Source organism: Stenotrophomonas nitritireducens, assembly GCF_001431425.1.
Lineage (GTDB): Bacteria > Pseudomonadota > Gammaproteobacteria > Xanthomonadales > Xanthomonadaceae > Stenotrophomonas > Stenotrophomonas nitritireducens.
The window spans coordinates 79,937-95,810 of the sequence record NZ_LDJG01000004.1 but is presented as its reverse complement, the minus strand read 5'-3'; the positions used below and the strand labels follow the sequence as shown (position 1 = coordinate 95,810).

The window sequence follows — 15,874 nt, the reverse complement described above, 5'->3', positions numbered from 1 at the left end:
GCCACGCGCTCGCGCATTTCCTGTACCAGCCGTTCCACATCGAGGGTGCGGATGCGCAGGTTGGCGATGCCCACCTGCCCGATCTTCAGTTCGCCTGCCTGTTCGTAATCCGGATTCACTGCCATCTCAGGTTCCCGTCGGCCGCTGCTGCAGGGGCCGGCGTGTGTTGCCCACCCACGGGACGTCGGGCAGGTTGTCGCCATAGGTTTCCTTCACCCATTCGTAGCTGCACAGGTCCTTGAGCAGCATGCTGGTGCGCACGTCCACTTCGGGCATGGTGTTCTGCCCGACCTCGCGGAAGCCGAAGCTGCCATGGAACAGCAGGGCGGCATCGGCGCCGTGGTCCAGGAACACCTCGCAGGCCATCTGCGGGTAGCGCAGCTCGGCATAGCTCTGGGCGTCGGCATAGAACGCGCGGCCGACGCCACCGCCGCGGCGGCGGCTGGCGACCACGATGCGGTCGATATAGAAGAAGCTGGGGTAGCGCTGCTGGAACCAGGCGAAGTTGCAGCTGTCGTGCTCGCTGTCGCTGCCATAGCCGACCAGGAACCCGGCCATGTTGCCGTCGCGCTCGGCGACGCGGAAATACTCGGCGGTTTCGTAGAAGCGGCGGATCTTGGCCGCATCCAGTGGCAGGATGGCCAGGCCGGCGTTGTTGTTCAGTGCCAGGACGGAATCGAGCTCGTGCTCGCGCACGTCGCGGATGACGATCGACATTGTGACTCCGTGGGTGAAACGGTCGGCCCCGAGCGAGAAGTGGGGGCTGGCCGGCGATTATCGCATGGCCGGCTGGACCGGGCGAGCATCGGACGGGCATGACTTCCGTGGGAGGGCGCAAAGGCCCCGGGCTCCTTACCATGCACGCATGTTGGGATATCTCAGCCATACCCGCGTCCTGCGCCTGGCCGGCCTGTTCACCTGGGGCCTGGTCAGCCTGCCGCTGCTCTACACCCAGTACGCGCCGGCCGAAGGCGAGCTGCCGCCGAGCCTGGGCGAGGCGACCTGGCTGCTGGCCGCTTATCTGTCCTTCGGCGTCTGCTACTTCTGGCTGACCCGCGGCCTGAGCGCCGGTGGCCATACCAGCTGGTACGACCGGCTGGCGCTGCTGGTGCTGACCCTGTCGGGGCTGGCGGTCAGCTATCTGAGCGTCACCGGGCTGGGCAGCATCCTGCTGATGGTCGCGGCCGGGGTGATCCCGTGGCTGCTGAGCCGGCGGGTCGGCATCGTCTGGCTGGTGCTCAGCCAGCTGGCGGTGCTGCCGGTCTACAACCTGATCATGGGGCTGCCGCTGTTCGAAGCGCTGCTGCAGTCGCTGTTGTATGCCGGCTTCTCGATGTTCATCTTCGTGACCAGCCTGGTGGCGCGGCAGCAGACCCAGGCCCGCGAGGAGCAGCGCCGGCTCAATGCGGAGCTGCGCGCCACCCGCCTGCTGCTGGCCGAGAGCGCCCGGGTCAACGAGCGCACCCGTATCTCGCGCGAACTGCACGACCTGCTCGGCCACCACCTGACCGCGCTGAGCCTGAACCTGGAAGTGGCCGGCCATATCACCGAGGGCCAGGCCCAGGAACACGTGCGCCAGGCGCACACGCTGGCCAAGTTGCTGCTCACCGACGTGCGCGAGGCGGTCAGCCAGCTGCGCGAGAGCGGGGCGATCGACCTGGCCGCGGCGCTGCGGCCGCTGGCCGAGCGGGTGCCCTCGCTCGAAATCCACCTGGACATGGACGACCCGCTGAGCGTGGAAGACCCCGAACGCGCCCATGTGCTGCTGCGCTGTACCCAGGAAGTCATCACCAACGCGGTGCGCCATGCCGGCGCCCGCAACCTGTGGATCCGGGTCGAGCGCGAGCGCGGGCGGATCGTGATCGACGCCCGCGACGACGGCGTCGGCGGCGAGGTGGAGGACATCCTGCCCGGCAACGGGCTGCGTGGCATGCGCGAGCGCCTGGCGCAGTATGGCGGCGAACTTGACGTGTCGGCACGGCGCGGCGAAGGCTTCCGCCTTCGCGCCTGCCTGCCGGTGGCAACCAATATGATGCTGGCCTCCGGGCCGCAAGGAGTGAACTGATGATCCGCGTCTGTCTGGTCGATGACCAAACCCTGGTACGGCAGGGCATCCGTTCGCTGCTGGCGCTGGACGACGGCATCGAAGTGGTGGCCGAGGCTACCGACGGCCGCCAGGCCGTGGAGATGATCCCGCAGGTGGCGCCGGACGTGGTGCTGATGGACATGCGCATGCCGGTGATGTCCGGCCTGGAGGCGCTGCAGACCCTGTCGCGGCTGGGGCAGCTGCCGCCGGCGATCATCCTGACCACCTTCGACGACGACCAGCTGGTGCTGGCCGGGCTCAAGGCCGGCGCCAAGGGCTATCTGCTCAAGGATGTGACCCTGGAGCAGCTGGTCGGGGCGATCCGCACCGTGGCCGATGGCGGCTCGCTGGTGCAGCCGGCGGTGACCCAGCGCCTGCTGTCGGGGCTGGAGCACATGCGCAACGAGTTCGTCAGCCTCGACCGGCCGGACCCGTTGACCGACCGCGAGACCGAGATCCTGCGGCTGATGGCCAGCGGCTTCTCCAACAAGGAGATCGCCAATTCGCTGGGCGTGGCCGAGGGCACCATCAAGAACCACGTCTCCAACATCCTCAGCAAGCTGGGCGTGCGCGACCGTACCCGGGCGGTGCTCAAGGCGTTCGAACTGCAGCTGGTATGAAGGCAGGATGCCCGGCCCGCTGCAGCGCGGCGGGCGTTCGCCGGCAGCACGAGGCGGTGCCTCGCGAGCGCTGCCGCCTCACCCTGGGCAAGCTGGGCGTGCGCGACCCTGCCCGGGCGGTGCTCAAGGCGTTCGAGCCGCAGCGGGTGTGAGTGGCCGGGCAATCCATGTCATGCGCCATACGGTCGTGTCCGGCGGCGGGCGCGGGCCGGGCATGCCGACATGGCGGAACCTGCTTTCGAATGAATCTCATGGAATGACTGGTGCGGAGACCGCCAGTGGGGGGAAAATGCTTCGCGCCGGACCCCTCGCCATCCTGGCCATCGCGTGACATCGTGGATGGCCGCGGAGGTCGAGGGGGTGCCCTTTACGACCTTCGGCCCGCATGCCTGCACCGGACATGGAAACCGGTGCGCCAAATCCGTCAACAACCTGCGCAAAGCCTGATAGGATGGGGGCTTCGCTTCAATCAACCCGGCCGTGGGATCGGCCCCGGAGACTCCTGAATGACCCGTATTATCGAGTTCCTGATCGCCTTGGGGATCGTGGCTGGCCTGTTCGTCATCATTGGCGTGTGCCTGCCGGGCGAGCGCCATATTTCCGAAAGCATCGAAACCAACCGCAAGATGACGATCGTGTACGACACGGTCAACAGCCTGCGCCGCTTCAAGGACTGGAACCCGCTGGTGCTGCGTGACAAGGGCATCGAGCTGAAGTACGACGGTCCGGACGCCGGTGTGGGTGCCCGCATGGACTTCAGCTCCAAGGAGCTGGGCTCGGGCAGCTGGAAGATCACCGACAGCGAGCAGAACAAGCGTGTCGTGATCGCCATCGAGGACCAGACCAAGGGCAAGGACAAGGTCACCACCTTCACCCTGGAGCCGACGGGCAAGAACGACCGCAACGTCAAGATCACCCAGGACTACACCGTCGATTACGGCTTCGACCTGTTCGGCCGCTATGCCGGCCTGTACGTCAGCCGCCACATCGGCGACGACCTGAAGCTGGGCCTGTCGCGTCTGGCCAACATGCTCGCCTCGGTGCCGAACGTCGACTACCGTGCCGCCGAAGCCCCGCTGACCGACCTGAAGGTCGTGGACGTGCCGGCCGAGGACCTGCTGGTGGTCAACGCCGGCAACATCGACCGCAGCAACGAGAGCATCCGCAAGTCGATCCAGGACAACCAGGAGTGGATCAAGCGCGCGATGGAAGCCAACGGCCTTGAGGCCGCCGGTCCGGTGCGCATCGTGACCACCGACTTCGGCGCCGAGAAGTACGCGTTCGACGTGGCGCAGCCGGTCCGCAAGGCCGCTGCCGCTGCCGACGCCAAGCTCGAGGTCAAGATCCCGTCCGGCAACCCGGTCACCTACGTGCACGCCGATGCGCACCGTTCGGCGTTCGCGTCCTACACCGGCCACATGGCGGGGCTGGATGTCGCTCGCAACGCGCTGCGCGCCTGGGCGACCACTGCCGGCTACGAAGTGATCGACCGTCCGTACGAATCGTGGAAGGGCGGCGTGGACAAGGCTTTCACCACCGACGGTACCTACGACGTGTACTGGTCGGTCAAGTAACCGGCCCGTCGCGCAAAGCAATGAAGTGATGCACAGAAAACGCGCCGCCTACAGCGGCGCGTTTTTTGTTGCCTCCCTGCCTGGCGACAAGCGGACGCGCGTACAGGCGGGCGATGCGATCAGCGTCCGGGCGATCATGGGCCGCGCTGCTGCGGCCGACCAACCGGGGGATGATGATGCTTGGACTGGAACGGAGGGTGCGCAAGCCGTCGCTGCTGGCGTTCTGCGGAGCCTTGCTGGCGGCGGCCGCGGTGGGATTGTCCGCCTATGCCTCGCATGCGGTGAGCGATCCGCTGGCGCAATCCCATCTCGATACTGCCGCGCTGTATGCCTTCGGCCATGGCGCGGTGCTCGCGGTGCTTGGCCCGGCATCGTTGAACGCGGCTGGGCGCACGGCGCTGTACGTGCTGCTGCTGGGGGTGCTGTTGTTCTCCGGCAGCGTGGCCGGCGGCGCGCTGGGGTTGTGGCCGACGCGGCTGGCGCCAGCCGGCGGTACCGCGCTGATGGCCGGCTGGGTGCTGCTGGCGCTCAGCGCGCTGAAGCGGTAGAGCCGATGCCCCGGCACGTGCGTGGCTTCGACGTGGAGCAGGCGCTGGCGCACCTGCAGCGGCGCGACCGGCGCCTGGCCGGCTGGATCCGGCGCGTGGGCCCCCTGGAAGTGCCGCCGGGGTGGCGTCGCCCGTTCGATCCGGTCGATGCGCTGGCGCGCGCGATCCTGTTCCAGCAGCTCAGCGGCAAGGCGGCCTCGACCATCGTCGGGCGGGTGGAAGCGGCGATCGGCAGTGCGCGCCCGCATGCCGATACGCTGGGCCGCATCGATGATGCCGGCCTGCGCGCCTGTGGCGTTTCCGGCAACAAGGCGCTGGCGCTGCGCGACCTGGCGCGGCGCGAGCAGGCCGGGGAAATCCCTTCGACCCGGCAGATGGCGTGGATGCACCACGACGCCATCGTCGAGGCGCTGGTGCCGATCCGCGGCATCGGCCGCTGGACGGTGGAAATGATGCTGATGTTCCGGCTCGGCCGGCCCGACATCCTGCCGGTCGACGACCTTGGCATCCGCAAGGGCGCGCAGCGGGTCGATGGCGGCGCGGCGATGCCGACGCCGCGCGAACTGCTGGCCCGCGGCGAACGCTGGGGCCCGTACCGGACCTGGGCCAGCCTGTACCTGTGGCGGATCGCCGATTTCGCCGAGGCCGGCGGCGTGAAGACGAACCGTTCGCAGGACTGACGCGGCGACGGAGTGGATGCGGCCGGGATGCGCGCTAGGGCTCGCGCTTGTTCCCGGAAGGCGCAAAGAGCGGGTTCTCGCTGAGGGCCGGCCCGGGAACGGGCGGGTTGCGCTTCCATTCCTTCACGAAGCGGTGGTAGCGGAAGGTCGCGGTCATGGCGCGGAAGTAGAAGATCGCGAACACCAGCCCGAACACGATGCCGGTGGGTTGGCCGGTCTGCTGCATGATCAGGATCTTGGACAGCACGAAATAGGCCAGCATGAAGGTCGCCGCGCTCCGGCTGCGCCTGCGGATGCCGAATGCCAACAGGGCGATGAGGCCGACGTCGATGAGGTTGAAGGCGCTGAAAGCGGCCTTGTCGCCGCTCTGGCGCAGTGACAGGAGCGTGGCCAGCAGGGTCATGGCGCACGACACGCAGGCGGCGATCCAGCCATGGCGGATCGGCGCGGCGATGGTTTCCGGTATCTGCCGCTCGGCGGGGCGGGCTTCATGCCCGGAGACGGATGTGGTGGGCGGCGTATAGGGATTGGAATCGCTCATGGTCTCGTCCTTGTTCATGCTCGTTCGTGGCAGGGAAGCTGCGCCGCCTGCGGCCATGGTCGCGCGTGGGTGCAACCGTTTTGCGATCCTTCGGCGCCTCGTCCGCGGTCAGGTGCCTGCCGCGTGGCACCAGTGCCAAGGCTCGTAGACGATGCCGTGCGGATTGTCGCGGGGATAGCTCATGTGGAAGCCGAAGTCGTCCGCATGTGCCTGCAGCCAGGCGAAGGCGGGGGTGCGCTCGAACGACTCTTCCGCCGGTGGTTCGCCGGGCGTGCCGATGTCCAGCGCGTTGCCGCCGTGGTGTTCGCTATAGCCGGGCGCGGCATTGACGGTGAGGATCTCCGCCACGCCCAGGCCGCGCGCGAGTTTGCGTTCGAAGATGCCCAGTTGGTAATCGTGGCTGCGGTAGCCGGAGATCGCATCCAGGACGATGCCGTCGGCCGCGGCAGCACCGCGCAGGCGTTGCCAGGCGCGCGCGGCGGCGCGGGTCAGCCACAGGGCGCGGCGATAGCGGTCCAGGCCGGCGAAATACAGGCAGGAAGGTTCGGCGACCAGCGGCAGGCCGCTGGCGTCGGCATAGCCTTCGTCCAGTCCGAGACGGTGCAGGCGTTCGTTGAGGCGATCCAGCGGCAGCGGTGTTTCCGCGGGCGGGCCGCGGCGGAGCAGCGGATCGTCCAGGCGCCGCAGCGCCGCTTCGATGCCGGGTTCACGGGCGAGGCGTTCGACCATCGGCATCAGCCCTTCCGGCACCCGTGCCGCCAGATAGCGGCCGTCGCGCTTGCGGCGCAGCACCGCCTGCGCGCGCGCGAGCAGGCGCGCGTCGTGGCTGCTGCGCGCGCGCAGCAGGCCGCCGGGCCACAGTTCGATGTCGGGGGTGTTGAGCAGCAGGCGTGGAGCGGGGCGCATGCGGCCAGCTTAATCGCGGTGGCCGGTACCGGCCAGTTGTTCCAGTTGCTGCAGCAGCTGCCGCGGTTGTTCGGGACTGAGCAGCACCAGGCTGCCGTCGCGCAGCGGTAGCGCCAGTACGCGGCTGTTGTCGGTGATCAGGCAGAACGCCTTGCTGCCGTCGCGCATGCGGTAGTGGCCCGAGCGGAAGCCGGGCAGGCCGTAGCCGTTGGTCTTGATCGCCGGCTTCAGCTCCCCGTGTTCGGCCAGGTCGACGACGCGGGCGCGTTCCAGCCGCAGGGAGCCGAGGGCGACGGTCCTGGTATAGAACGTGGAGCGGATGGTCAGGCCACCGGCATCGAGCGTGATGCGCCGGCGCAGGTAGGCCAGGCTTACCGCCACGCCGGTCAGCGACACCAGCGCCGGACCCAGCCAGGCGCGGGCGCTCGCCAGATACGCCACGCCCTTGTCGCCGAGCATCAAGGCCAGCGGCAGCCCGATCGCCGCCAGCAGGATTGCCCACAGGACCAGCATCGGCATGCCGGTGGGCGCGGCGACGGGGTAGTCCTTCGGTGCTTGGATTGCGGTCGGCATTGCGTGGATTCCTCCCGGAATAGTCATGGCGCGCCGGCCCCCAGCAGGGGCGCCAGCACGTGCAGCACGATGTCGGCGCTGAAATGGGCGAGCATCGCCATCTCCAGCCCGCGTCGCCAGTACAGCCAGCCGCAGACGATGCCGACCAGTGCGTTCAGGGTGAGGGTGCGCAGCACGACGATGGCATCCAGGCCCCAGAGCTGCGCGGCCGCGGGCAGGTGGCCGGCGCCGAACAGTATGGCGGCCAGCACGATGGCGACATGGAAACCCACATTGCCGGGTACCCGCCGGCGCAGGCGGGCGGCGACCCACAGCATCAGCGTCATCAGGAACAGGCGCAGCTGCAGTTCTTCGGCGATGCCGCCGTAGAACGAGGCCAGCAGGCCGTTGAGCGCCGACTGTCCGGCAGGGATGGGGGGCGGCGGATTGAGCATCGCCGGCAGCCAGGGGTCGATCCATTGCGTGCACAGCAGGACGACCACGCCCGACACGCCGCCCAGCAGGATGGCCTGCAGCGGCGCAGGGCGCTGCACGCCGCCGCTGTCGCCGCCGCACCAGCGCCGCAGCAACGGAGCGCCCAGGCCGAGCCGGTGGCCCATGCGCAGGCCCAGCAGCGACAGCGCGCCAAGCAGCACGAACGCCTGCAGCGACTGTGCAGCCACCAGCGCCGGCAGGGGCAGTGGAATGCGCGCCAGCTTTTCCGGCATGAGCTGCAGCAGGTAGGGGAACAGGCCGGCCGTAGCCAGCGCCGCGGCCAGCGCAAGCACGCCGGCCATCTTCAGGTCGACCTTCCACGACGGCGCCGCCGTGTGCGGATTCATGGCTGCGCCTTCATCCAGCGGGCGATGTCGTCGATCAGCGTGGCATCGACATGGCCGGGCTTCCCGTATTCGTCTGGAGTGCCCTTGCCTTCGCCGGCGATGCCGAGATGGTTGAGCGCCGGATAGAGGTGGAAGCGGTAGCGCGGCCCCTGCAGGCCCTGCTTCCAGCGCTGCCAGTCGGCATCAATCACCTGGAAGTCGCGGCCGCCCTGCAACAGCAGCACCGGCAGCCCGCTGTCGCGCGCATCGGCCACGGGATCGACCTGTTCCAGTTGCTGCCAATAACGGCCGGGAAGTTCCAGCAGCCTGGCCTCGGGATCCTGGCGGACCTTGGCGATGGCCGCGTCCAGCGCATCCAGGTGCGCCTGCTCCTCGGCGCTGACGCTGCCGTCGAGATTGGCCATGTAGCGGTTCTGTTCGCCGAGCAGGTCCAGGATCGGGCGCGCGGGTGCGGCCAGCAGGATCAGGCCCGCCACCTTGCCCTGGCTGTCCCCGGCGATGCGGCCGGCGAGCAGCCCGCCCTGGCTGTGGCCAAGAACGTAGATGTGCCGATGGTCGATGCCGGCATTGCCGGCCAGCGCGGCAACCGCCGCCACGGCATCGTCGATGGTCTCGCCGTCGATGCCGATGCCGTCGCGGAAATCCTGCGGCCGCGCCTGCGTGCGCTTGTCGTAGCGCAGCGAGGCGATGCCGTGCGCGGCGAGGCCGCGCGCGATGTCGAGGAAGGGGCGGTTGGCGCCGATGGTCTCGTCGCGGTCCTGCGGCCCCGATCCATGTACCAGCACCACCGCCGGGAACGGGCCCTTGCCCTTGGGCAGGGTCAGCGTGCCCGGCAGCCCGGGCTTGCCCGAGACCGGCGCGGGCAGGGTGACGGCCTGTTCGATGACGCCGGCATCGGTGACCGGCGGGGGCGGCGGGGGCGGCGGCGCCGGCTGCACCAGGAAGCCGGCGATGCGGTCGTCCTGGTCCAGCACCACCCGCGCCAGCAGGCCGCCGTGCGCGTATTCCAGCGGAACGACGACGATGCGGAAGCCATCGGCCTGGCTGGTTTCCGCCGTGCCACGCTTGCCGGCCGCCCCCATCTGCGCGGGCAGCGACTCCCACACGGCCTTGAGCTTGGCGGCGGGCACCGCGGCCTTCATCTGCGGCGAGAACGAGGCCTCGGCCGCTTCATACTGGCCCGCGTCGAGCTGGTCGAGCAGGCGCATGGCCAGCGCGGCGGGGGCCTCGGCGGCGGATGCGGTGGCCGAGACTGCGATCGCCATGCCTGCGATCCATGCCAGCAGGCGCTTCATCTCAGGCTTCCCTCTTGAACAGCAGGGTCGGCGAGGAATAGCCGGGCATGGAATGCACCACGTTGACCAGTTCCCAGCCGAGCCGGCCCTGCTTGTCCAGTTCTTCCTGCAGCGTTTCCATCTTGAAGCCACCCATCAGGCTGGTCTTCAGTTCGACGACGAGATACTTCCATTGCTTGTTCATGGTTCTTCCTCGTTGGACTCGTTCTTCGGTGCGGGGAGTCGCCCGGCCTTGCGCAGGGCGTCGCGTATCACGTACTCGATCTGCGCGTTGAGGCTGCGCAGTTCGTCGTCGGCCCAGCGCTGCGCCGCCGCCAGGACGTCGGCGTTGATGCGCAGCGGATAGGCCTTTTTCTCGCTCACTTTCGTGCCGCTCCGGTATCGCCGCGGCGCAGGTGCAGCACCATCGACACCACCAGTACGTTGGCTGCCACGGCGAAGCCGATGCCGATGGCCATCGCGGCGCCGCGGTGGCCGCCGAAGAAATACAGCGCAATGGCGGCGATGAAGGCGCACAGCGCGATCAGCGCCCAGCGTAGGCCGGTACCGCGCGCGTGGGCGCTGCCGCCACGGCCGCTCCATGCGGCGATGAACAGCGCCGGCAGGCCGGTGGCGGCAAGAATCAGCGGGGCGATCACGTCATTCATTGCGTTGCCTTCAATACAGCGAACCGGTATTGACCACCGGCTGGGTGCCGCGGTCCGAGCACAGCACGGTGAGCAGGTTGCCGACCATCTGCGCCTTGCGTTCTTCGTCCAGCTGCACCACGCCGCTCTTCTGCAGTTCGGCCAGCGCCATCTCGACCATGCCCACCGCGCCGGCGACGATGCGCTGGCGCGCGGCGATCACCGCGTTGGCCTGCTGCCGCTGCAGCATCGCCTGGGCGATTTCCGGGGCGTATGCGAGGTGGCTGATGCGCGCGTCCAGTACCTGCACGCCGGCATCGGCCAGGCGCTCGGCCAGTTCGTCCTTCAGGTGCTGGGAGATCTCGCTGGCGTGGCTGCGCAGCGACAGCTGCCCTTCCTCGTGCTGGTCGTAGGGGTAGCTGGTGGCCATCGCGCGCAGCGCCGATTCGGACTGGATGTGCACGAAGCTCTCGTAGTCGTCGACGTTGTAGACCGCCTCGGAGGCGTCCACCACCTGCCACACGATCACCGCGGCGATCTCGATGGGCGAGCCGTCCAGCTCGTTGACCTTGAGCTTGCCGCTCTCGAAGTTGCGCACGCGCTGGCTGACCTTCTTCTTGGTCAGGAAGGGGTTGTTCCAGCGCAGGCCGTTGTCCTTGACCGTGCCCACGTACTTGCCGAACAGGCTCAGCACCGCGGCCTGGTTGGGCTGGACCATGTACAGGCCGCTGCTGAGGAGCAGCCCGGCGAGCAGGAGCGCGATGCCGCCCCCGGCCATCGCGCCACCCCCACCGCTGCCGGACTTGGTGAGCACCACCGCGAAGATGAGGGCGGCGACGCCGGCCAGCATCAGGACCAGCGAGCCGAGCAGGGTGGGGATGCCGGGCAGGGACCCGAGGGACTTCTCTTTCATGGCACGTCTTCCGTGGTGGTTGGAGAAAAGATATCAAATTGATATCAGGTTGCAAGTGCCGGGCGGCTGCGGGCGGATGGCTAGAATGTGCGGCCCTTTCTCCTCGCCTGGACCTGCCCGATGACGACGCTCGGTACCCCGCTGTCTCCCTCCGCTACCCGCGTTCTGCTGCTCGGTTCGGGCGAACTGGGCAAGGAAGTGGCAATCGAGCTGCAGCGTTTCGGCGTGGAAGTGATCGCCGTGGACCGCTATGCGGACGCGCCGGCGATGCAGGTCGCGCACCGCAGCCATGTGATCGACATGCTCGACCCGGCCGCGCTGCGCGCGGTGATCGCAGGCGAACAGCCGCACCTGGTGGTACCCGAGATCGAGGCCATCCATACCCAGACCCTGGTGGAGCTGGAGGCCGGGCAGGGCCTGCGGGTGATCCCGACCGCGCGCGCCGCGCGCCTGACCATGGACCGCGAAGGCATCCGCCGGCTCGCCGCCGAAACCCTGGGCGTGCCGACCTCGCCCTACCGCTTCGTCGATACCGAGGCCGAATACCGCGACGCGGTAGCCGCCATCGGCCTGCCGTGCGTGGTCAAGCCGGTGATGTCGTCCTCGGGCAAGGGCCAGAGCACCGTGCGCGGCGCCGCCGACATCGGCCCGGCCTGGGACTACGCACAGACCGGCGGCCGCACCGGTGCCGGGCGCTGCATCGTCGAAGGCTTCATCGATTTCGACTACGAAATCACCCTGCTGACCGTGCGCCACGCCGGCGGCACCTCGTTCTGCGACCCGATTGGCCACCTGCAGAAGGATGGCGATTACCGCGAAAGCTGGCAGCCGCAGCCGATGTCGGCCAAGGCGCTGGAGCGCGCGCAGGAGGTGGCCTGCGCCATCGCCGGGGACCTCGGCGGCTGGGGGGTGTTCGGCATGGAGTTCTTCGTGAAGGGCGACGAAGTGTGGTTCAGCGAAGTCAGCCCGCGCCCGCACGACACCGGGCTGGTGACGCTGGCCTCGCAGGAACTGAGCGAATTCGCGCTGCACGCGCGCGCCATCCTCGGCCTGCCGGTCGGTGCTGGCGACGGTGGGACCATCCGTCGCCACGGTCCGGCGGCGTCGTGCGCGATGCTGGCGCAGGGCAATGGCGTGCCGTTCTTCAGCGGTGTCGATGCCGCGCTGCGCACGCCGGATACCGCGCTGCGCCTGTTCGGCAAGCCGGTGGTGCAGGGCCAGCGCCGCGTCGGCGTCACCCTGGCGCGCGCGGCGGACGTGGACCAGGCCCGCGCGATCGCCCGCGAAGCGGCCGCGGCCATCGGCATCGAGCTGCGCTGATGCCCCTGTAGGGCGGGGCGCCGCCCTGCTGGAGCATGCCCGGCCAAGTCACGCCGGGCAGTGCCGGGCGCTGCGGAGCGCTTCGATCGTTCCTGTAGAGCGGGGCATGGCCCCGCTGGAGCATTCCCGGAGCAGCTGCGCCTGTTGGAGCGGATTCATCCACGATCGCCCTGGACGCTTTTGATTGGGGCAACCGCGCGAGCGCGCTCCGGCGATGTCCCGGCACGTCGAGCAGAAGGTCGTAGATACGTGGTTTGCCGCGCAGGCGGCTTTACCGGCAATGCCGCATCGCGCGCCGAGATGCGCTCCCGCAGCGAAACGAAAAACGCCGGCAGTCGCCGGCGTTTTTCATTGCATCGAGCGGACGATCAGCGCACGTCCACCCACACCAGATGATGGTCGCTGCCGTCGGCGATCTTCGCGTCCGTACTGCCTTCGGCCGGCCAGAACACGCCGCTGCCGAGGTGGCTGAAGCCGGTAGAGGGCAGTACGTAATCCAGCCGCAACGTGCCCGAGCGCGGGCCGAAGTCGCCGGTGGCATGCTGCGGCGCGCCGCGGCGCACGATGCCCTTCTCCGCATAGGCCAGGCTGGTCTGCTCGCCGCCGACGCTGCTCGGGGTCGGGTAGCGCAGCACGCGCGGGTGTTCGAGCAGTTCGAGGATGGCGTCGTGGCGGCCATCGCCGTCCACCGGGTCGTTGTTGAGGTCGCCGACGATGACGAAACGCGCGTCCGCCGCCAATCCGCCGCAGCGGCCCTGGTCGTCGCACAGCCATGGCGCGTCGCCGCCGTCGAGATATTCCTTCCACAGCCGCAGTTCGTCGTGGTTGCGCGCGGCGTTGCGCTTTTCCCTGCCGTCGAACACCGGCGGCGTCGGGTGCGAGGCCAGCACGTGCACCGTGCCCAGCGGCGTGCGCACCGGCACGTCCCAGTGCGACTTGGACGAAAGCCGCAGCTGCGACCAGACCACGTCGTTCCAGAACGGCTTGCCGGTGTCCGGGTCGAGCGGGCGGATCGCACCGGGCATCGCGCTCCACTTCAGCAGCTGGAAGCTGCGCACGGCCGCGGTGTCGATCGGATACCTGGACAGCACCAGCATGCCGTACTGGCCCGGGTGCAGGCCGTAGCCCCAGGCGTCGTTGCCGCGCTCGCGGCCCTGGCCGCCGACCGTGCCGTTGTTGTCCAGGTCCAGCCCGCTGGGCACGCCGGTATTGACCGGGGCAAGGTAACGGTAGGGATAGCGCAGCGCGTCGCCGCCGCCGGCCTGCGGCGCTTCCAGATAACGCTGCTGGAACAGGTCGGCGGCGCGATGGGCGTCGTCGAAATCGAATTCGTTGAGCAGCACCAGGTCCGGGCGGATCCGCTGCAGCACCGCGGCGATCTTGCGCGCGTGGGGACTGTCGCCTTCCAGCTCGCGGATCAGGCCGCCGGCGTCGTCCGAATACAGCGAGGTGTTGTAGGTCGCCAGCCGCAGCTGCGCGGTGGCCGCGGGCGTGTCCGGGGCGGCGGGGGCGGTGCTGGTGCAGGCGGCGCAGAGCATCGTCAGGGCCAGGGGCAGGAAGTATCTGTTCATGGCGGTATTCTCGCACTGCGTCGATGAAACCGGCATTGCAGCGGGTCGGCAGCCGATGCAGGGACTTCAGGTAGCGCCGGCAATGATCCGTCACCGCCGTCCGTGGCGGTGCCCCGGCCTATTGCCGGGGCGGCGCAGAAACCGCTCCGGGGGGGCTTCCCGGGGCGGACGGCATTACCCGGCGTCTTCCCGCCAGTGCCGGCCATCGAAACATTCCAGCGGCCGGTAGCGGCGCTTGTAGTCCATCTTGCGGTGGCCATCGATCCAGTAGCCCAGGTACAGATGGGGCAGGCCGGCGCGTCGTGCCCAGTCGATCTGCTGCAGGATCGCGTAGGTGCCCAGGCCGCGCGCGCTCTCGTCAGGATCGAAGAACGTGTAGACCGCCGACAACCCCAACCGGGTGACATCGGTGACGGCGACGCCCAGCAGCCGCCCGCGCTGGCCGTCGCGGCCCGGGGTGCGGATCTCGAGGAAACGTCCGTGCGACCAGCCGCCGATCAGGAACTGATCGAACTCGTGCGGGCCGTGGTCGTCCATGCCGCCCTTGGCATGGCGCGCGGCGAGGTAGCGCCGGTACAGCGCGAACTGCTCGTCGGTGCGCTCGGCCGGCAGTACGCGGCATTCCAGGCCGGCGTTGCGCGCCAGGCAACGGCGCTGGCTGCGGTCGGGCGTGAAGCGCTCCACCGGCACCCGTACCGGTACGCAGGCGCGGCACTGCTGGCAATGCGGCCGGTAGACCAGGTCGCCGGAGCGGCGGAAGCCCCAGCCCAGCGCCATCGGGTACAGCTCGCCGAGCCGGCTGTCCTGCGGGTCGAGTACGAGATCGCGCGCGCGCCGCTCGGGGAAATAGCCGCACGGGTGTTCGCCGGTCTGGAACAGGCGCAGTTCTTCGTTGGAGTCGCCGTGCAAAGCCATGGCGGCAAGCATAGCGGCACGCGTTCTCAGATCGTGCGCCTGCGGGCCCCGCAGGATCGCTGGCGGCACGACGCATCCGCTCCGGGGCCGAACCGGCTGACGGGGGCGTTCGCCGGCGCCTGCGGCTGTCCGCCCGATGAATGCGTCCGGCAGGCGGTCAACGCGCCGGGTGCTGGCGCGTTGATGTCACCAAGGCGCAGCGATGCGCCCGATCATCCACCACTGGAGCCAGACCCATGACCCACCGCAAACCCCTGATCCTGCTGGCCGTGCTGATGGCCGCCTCCGCCACCGGCGTCGCCTTGGCCGCCACCGCGCCTGCACCCGCGCAGAAGCCGGCTCCGGCGCGGCTGGATGCCAATGGCGATGGCGTGATCGACCGCCAGGAAGCCGCCGCCAATCCGCGCCTGGCGCAGCGTTTCGACGAACTGGACAAGAACAAGGACGGCAAGCTGTCGCGCGATGAGATGCCGCGCTGGCATGCCCGTGGCGGCGACGGCCACCGCGGCATGGGCCGTCACCATCGCGGGCATGGCGGCCAGGGCTTCCTGCGGGCGATGGACAGCAACCACGACGGCCGCGTCAGCGCCGCCGAATATCAGGCCTTCTTCGAGCGCATGGACGTCAACAAGGACGGCTTCATCGACCAGGCAGACCGTGAGGCGCGGGCCAAGCAGCGCCGCGAGGAGTGGTTCCGCAATGCCGACACCGACAAGGACGGCAAGCTGAGCCCGGCCGAGCTGGAGGCCGCGCGCGCCAAGATGGGATCGCACGGGCCGCGCCCGATGCCGTCACCGGCGGCGAAGTAACCGCGACCCTTGTCGATAAAAGAACGCCCCGCCGGCTGGCGGGGCGTTCTTTTTCGTCGACTGGACCCGCGGCAGG

19 protein-coding genes and 1 pseudogene are annotated in these 15,874 nt (G+C 69.1%); 7 read left to right on the top strand and 13 right to left on the bottom strand.

Translation table 11 applies throughout. The annotated features are described in order from the left end of the window. Both ABB22_RS18990 and ABB22_RS03815 read right to left on the bottom strand, forming a co-directional pair. Positions 1–203, bottom strand: a pseudogene (locus ABB22_RS18990) (hypothetical protein); the annotation flags it as partial. Further along, positions 127–717, bottom strand: a complete 591-nt coding sequence (locus tag ABB22_RS03815; protein ID WP_055764340.1) for a GNAT family N-acetyltransferase — start codon at positions 715–717, stop codon at positions 127–129. The pseudogene ABB22_RS18990 and the gene ABB22_RS03815, both read right to left, overlap by 77 nt. Before the next feature lie 148 nt (positions 718–865). Here ABB22_RS03815 and ABB22_RS03810 point away from each other — a divergent pair, with 148 nt between their 5' ends. From ABB22_RS03810 to ABB22_RS03790, 5 genes are all read left to right on the top strand, one after another. After that, on the top strand, positions 866–2,065 hold the full coding sequence (locus ABB22_RS03810) for a sensor histidine kinase (protein ID WP_055764343.1): 1,200 nt from the start codon (positions 866–868) through the stop codon (positions 2,063–2,065). Then, positions 2,065–2,706 carry a response regulator gene (locus ABB22_RS03805; protein ID WP_055764345.1) on the top strand — a complete coding sequence of 214 codons (642 nt, stop codon included), beginning with the start codon at positions 2,065–2,067 and terminating at the stop codon, positions 2,704–2,706. The genes ABB22_RS03810 and ABB22_RS03805 overlap by 1 nt, the downstream gene beginning before the upstream one ends. Before the next feature lie 506 nt (positions 2,707–3,212). After that, positions 3,213–4,280 (top strand): polyketide cyclase, encoded by a 1,068-nt coding sequence (locus tag ABB22_RS03800; protein ID WP_055764348.1) that lies wholly within the window; start codon positions 3,213–3,215, stop codon positions 4,278–4,280. Positions 4,281–4,456: 176 nt separating this feature from the next. Next, positions 4,457–4,828: a DUF423 domain-containing protein gene (locus tag ABB22_RS03795; RefSeq protein ID WP_055765332.1), complete on the top strand. Its 372-nt coding sequence runs from the start codon at positions 4,457–4,459 to the stop codon at positions 4,826–4,828. Positions 4,829–4,833: 5 nt separating this feature from the next. After that, positions 4,834–5,508, top strand: coding sequence for a DNA-3-methyladenine glycosylase family protein (locus ABB22_RS03790; RefSeq protein WP_055764351.1), 675 nt, complete (start codon positions 4,834–4,836; stop codon positions 5,506–5,508). 34 nt (positions 5,509–5,542) lie between these two features. On the opposite strand, the gene ABB22_RS03785 is transcribed toward ABB22_RS03790, so the two are convergent. From ABB22_RS03785 to ABB22_RS03745, 9 genes are all read right to left on the bottom strand, one after another. After that, positions 5,543–6,067, bottom strand: coding sequence for a hypothetical protein (locus ABB22_RS03785; RefSeq protein ID WP_055764356.1), 525 nt, complete (start codon positions 6,065–6,067; stop codon positions 5,543–5,545). A gap of 90 nt (positions 6,068–6,157) precedes the next feature. Further along, positions 6,158–6,955 (bottom strand): M15 family metallopeptidase, encoded by a 798-nt coding sequence (locus ABB22_RS03780; protein ID WP_055764359.1) that lies wholly within the window; start codon positions 6,953–6,955, stop codon positions 6,158–6,160. A 9-nt stretch (positions 6,956–6,964) separates the two neighbouring features. After that, positions 6,965–7,528, bottom strand: a complete 564-nt coding sequence (locus ABB22_RS03775) for a PH domain-containing protein (protein ID WP_055764362.1) — start codon at positions 7,526–7,528, stop codon at positions 6,965–6,967. Positions 7,529–7,551: 23 nt separating this feature from the next. Continuing rightward, the gene (locus ABB22_RS03770) at positions 7,552–8,349 is read right to left on the bottom strand and encodes a CPBP family intramembrane glutamic endopeptidase (RefSeq protein WP_055764365.1); all 798 of its coding nucleotides are present in this window, start codon (positions 8,347–8,349) and stop codon (positions 7,552–7,554) included. After that, positions 8,346–9,614 carry an alpha/beta hydrolase gene (locus tag ABB22_RS03765; RefSeq protein WP_235504192.1) on the bottom strand — a complete coding sequence of 423 codons (1,269 nt, stop codon included), beginning with the start codon at positions 9,612–9,614 and terminating at the stop codon, positions 8,346–8,348. Before ABB22_RS03765 ends, ABB22_RS03770 begins: the two co-directional genes overlap by 4 nt. Before the next feature lie 31 nt (positions 9,615–9,645). Continuing rightward, positions 9,646–9,828, bottom strand: a complete 183-nt coding sequence (locus ABB22_RS03760; protein WP_055764372.1) for a DUF4177 domain-containing protein — start codon at positions 9,826–9,828, stop codon at positions 9,646–9,648. Then, complete coding sequence (locus ABB22_RS03755; RefSeq protein WP_055764374.1) at positions 9,825–10,007, bottom strand: type II toxin-antitoxin system antitoxin; 183 nt, start codon at positions 10,005–10,007, stop codon at positions 9,825–9,827. Before ABB22_RS03755 ends, ABB22_RS03760 begins: the two co-directional genes overlap by 4 nt. After that, positions 10,004–10,291, bottom strand: a complete 288-nt coding sequence (locus ABB22_RS03750; protein ID WP_055764375.1) for a hypothetical protein — start codon at positions 10,289–10,291, stop codon at positions 10,004–10,006. The genes ABB22_RS03755 and ABB22_RS03750 overlap by 4 nt, the downstream gene beginning before the upstream one ends. 10 nt (positions 10,292–10,301) lie before the next feature. Beyond that, positions 10,302–11,183 (bottom strand): SPFH domain-containing protein, encoded by an 882-nt coding sequence (locus ABB22_RS03745; RefSeq protein ID WP_055764377.1) that lies wholly within the window; start codon positions 11,181–11,183, stop codon positions 10,302–10,304. Between the two features lie 120 nt (positions 11,184–11,303). Here ABB22_RS03745 and purT point away from each other — a divergent pair, with 120 nt between their 5' ends. Further along, on the top strand, positions 11,304–12,503 hold the full coding sequence (purT, locus tag ABB22_RS03740) for a formate-dependent phosphoribosylglycinamide formyltransferase (RefSeq protein ID WP_055764379.1): 1,200 nt from the start codon (positions 11,304–11,306) through the stop codon (positions 12,501–12,503). A 368-nt stretch (positions 12,504–12,871) separates the two neighbouring features. Here purT and ABB22_RS03735 read toward each other — a convergent pair whose 3' ends face one another. Together ABB22_RS03735 and ABB22_RS03730 are read right to left on the bottom strand one after the other, a co-directional pair. Further along, complete coding sequence (locus ABB22_RS03735) at positions 12,872–14,074, bottom strand: endonuclease/exonuclease/phosphatase family protein (RefSeq protein ID WP_055764381.1); 1,203 nt, start codon at positions 14,072–14,074, stop codon at positions 12,872–12,874. A gap of 174 nt (positions 14,075–14,248) precedes the next feature. Continuing rightward, on the bottom strand, positions 14,249–14,989 hold the full coding sequence (locus tag ABB22_RS03730) for an arginyltransferase (RefSeq protein ID WP_055764383.1): 741 nt from the start codon (positions 14,987–14,989) through the stop codon (positions 14,249–14,251). 236 nt (positions 14,990–15,225) lie between these two features. Between ABB22_RS03730 and ABB22_RS03725 the strand changes: the two genes are divergently transcribed. Beyond that, positions 15,226–15,798: an EF-hand domain-containing protein gene (locus ABB22_RS03725; protein ID WP_055764386.1), complete on the top strand. Its 573-nt coding sequence runs from the start codon at positions 15,226–15,228 to the stop codon at positions 15,796–15,798. Positions 15,799–15,874: the final 76 nt, after the last annotated feature.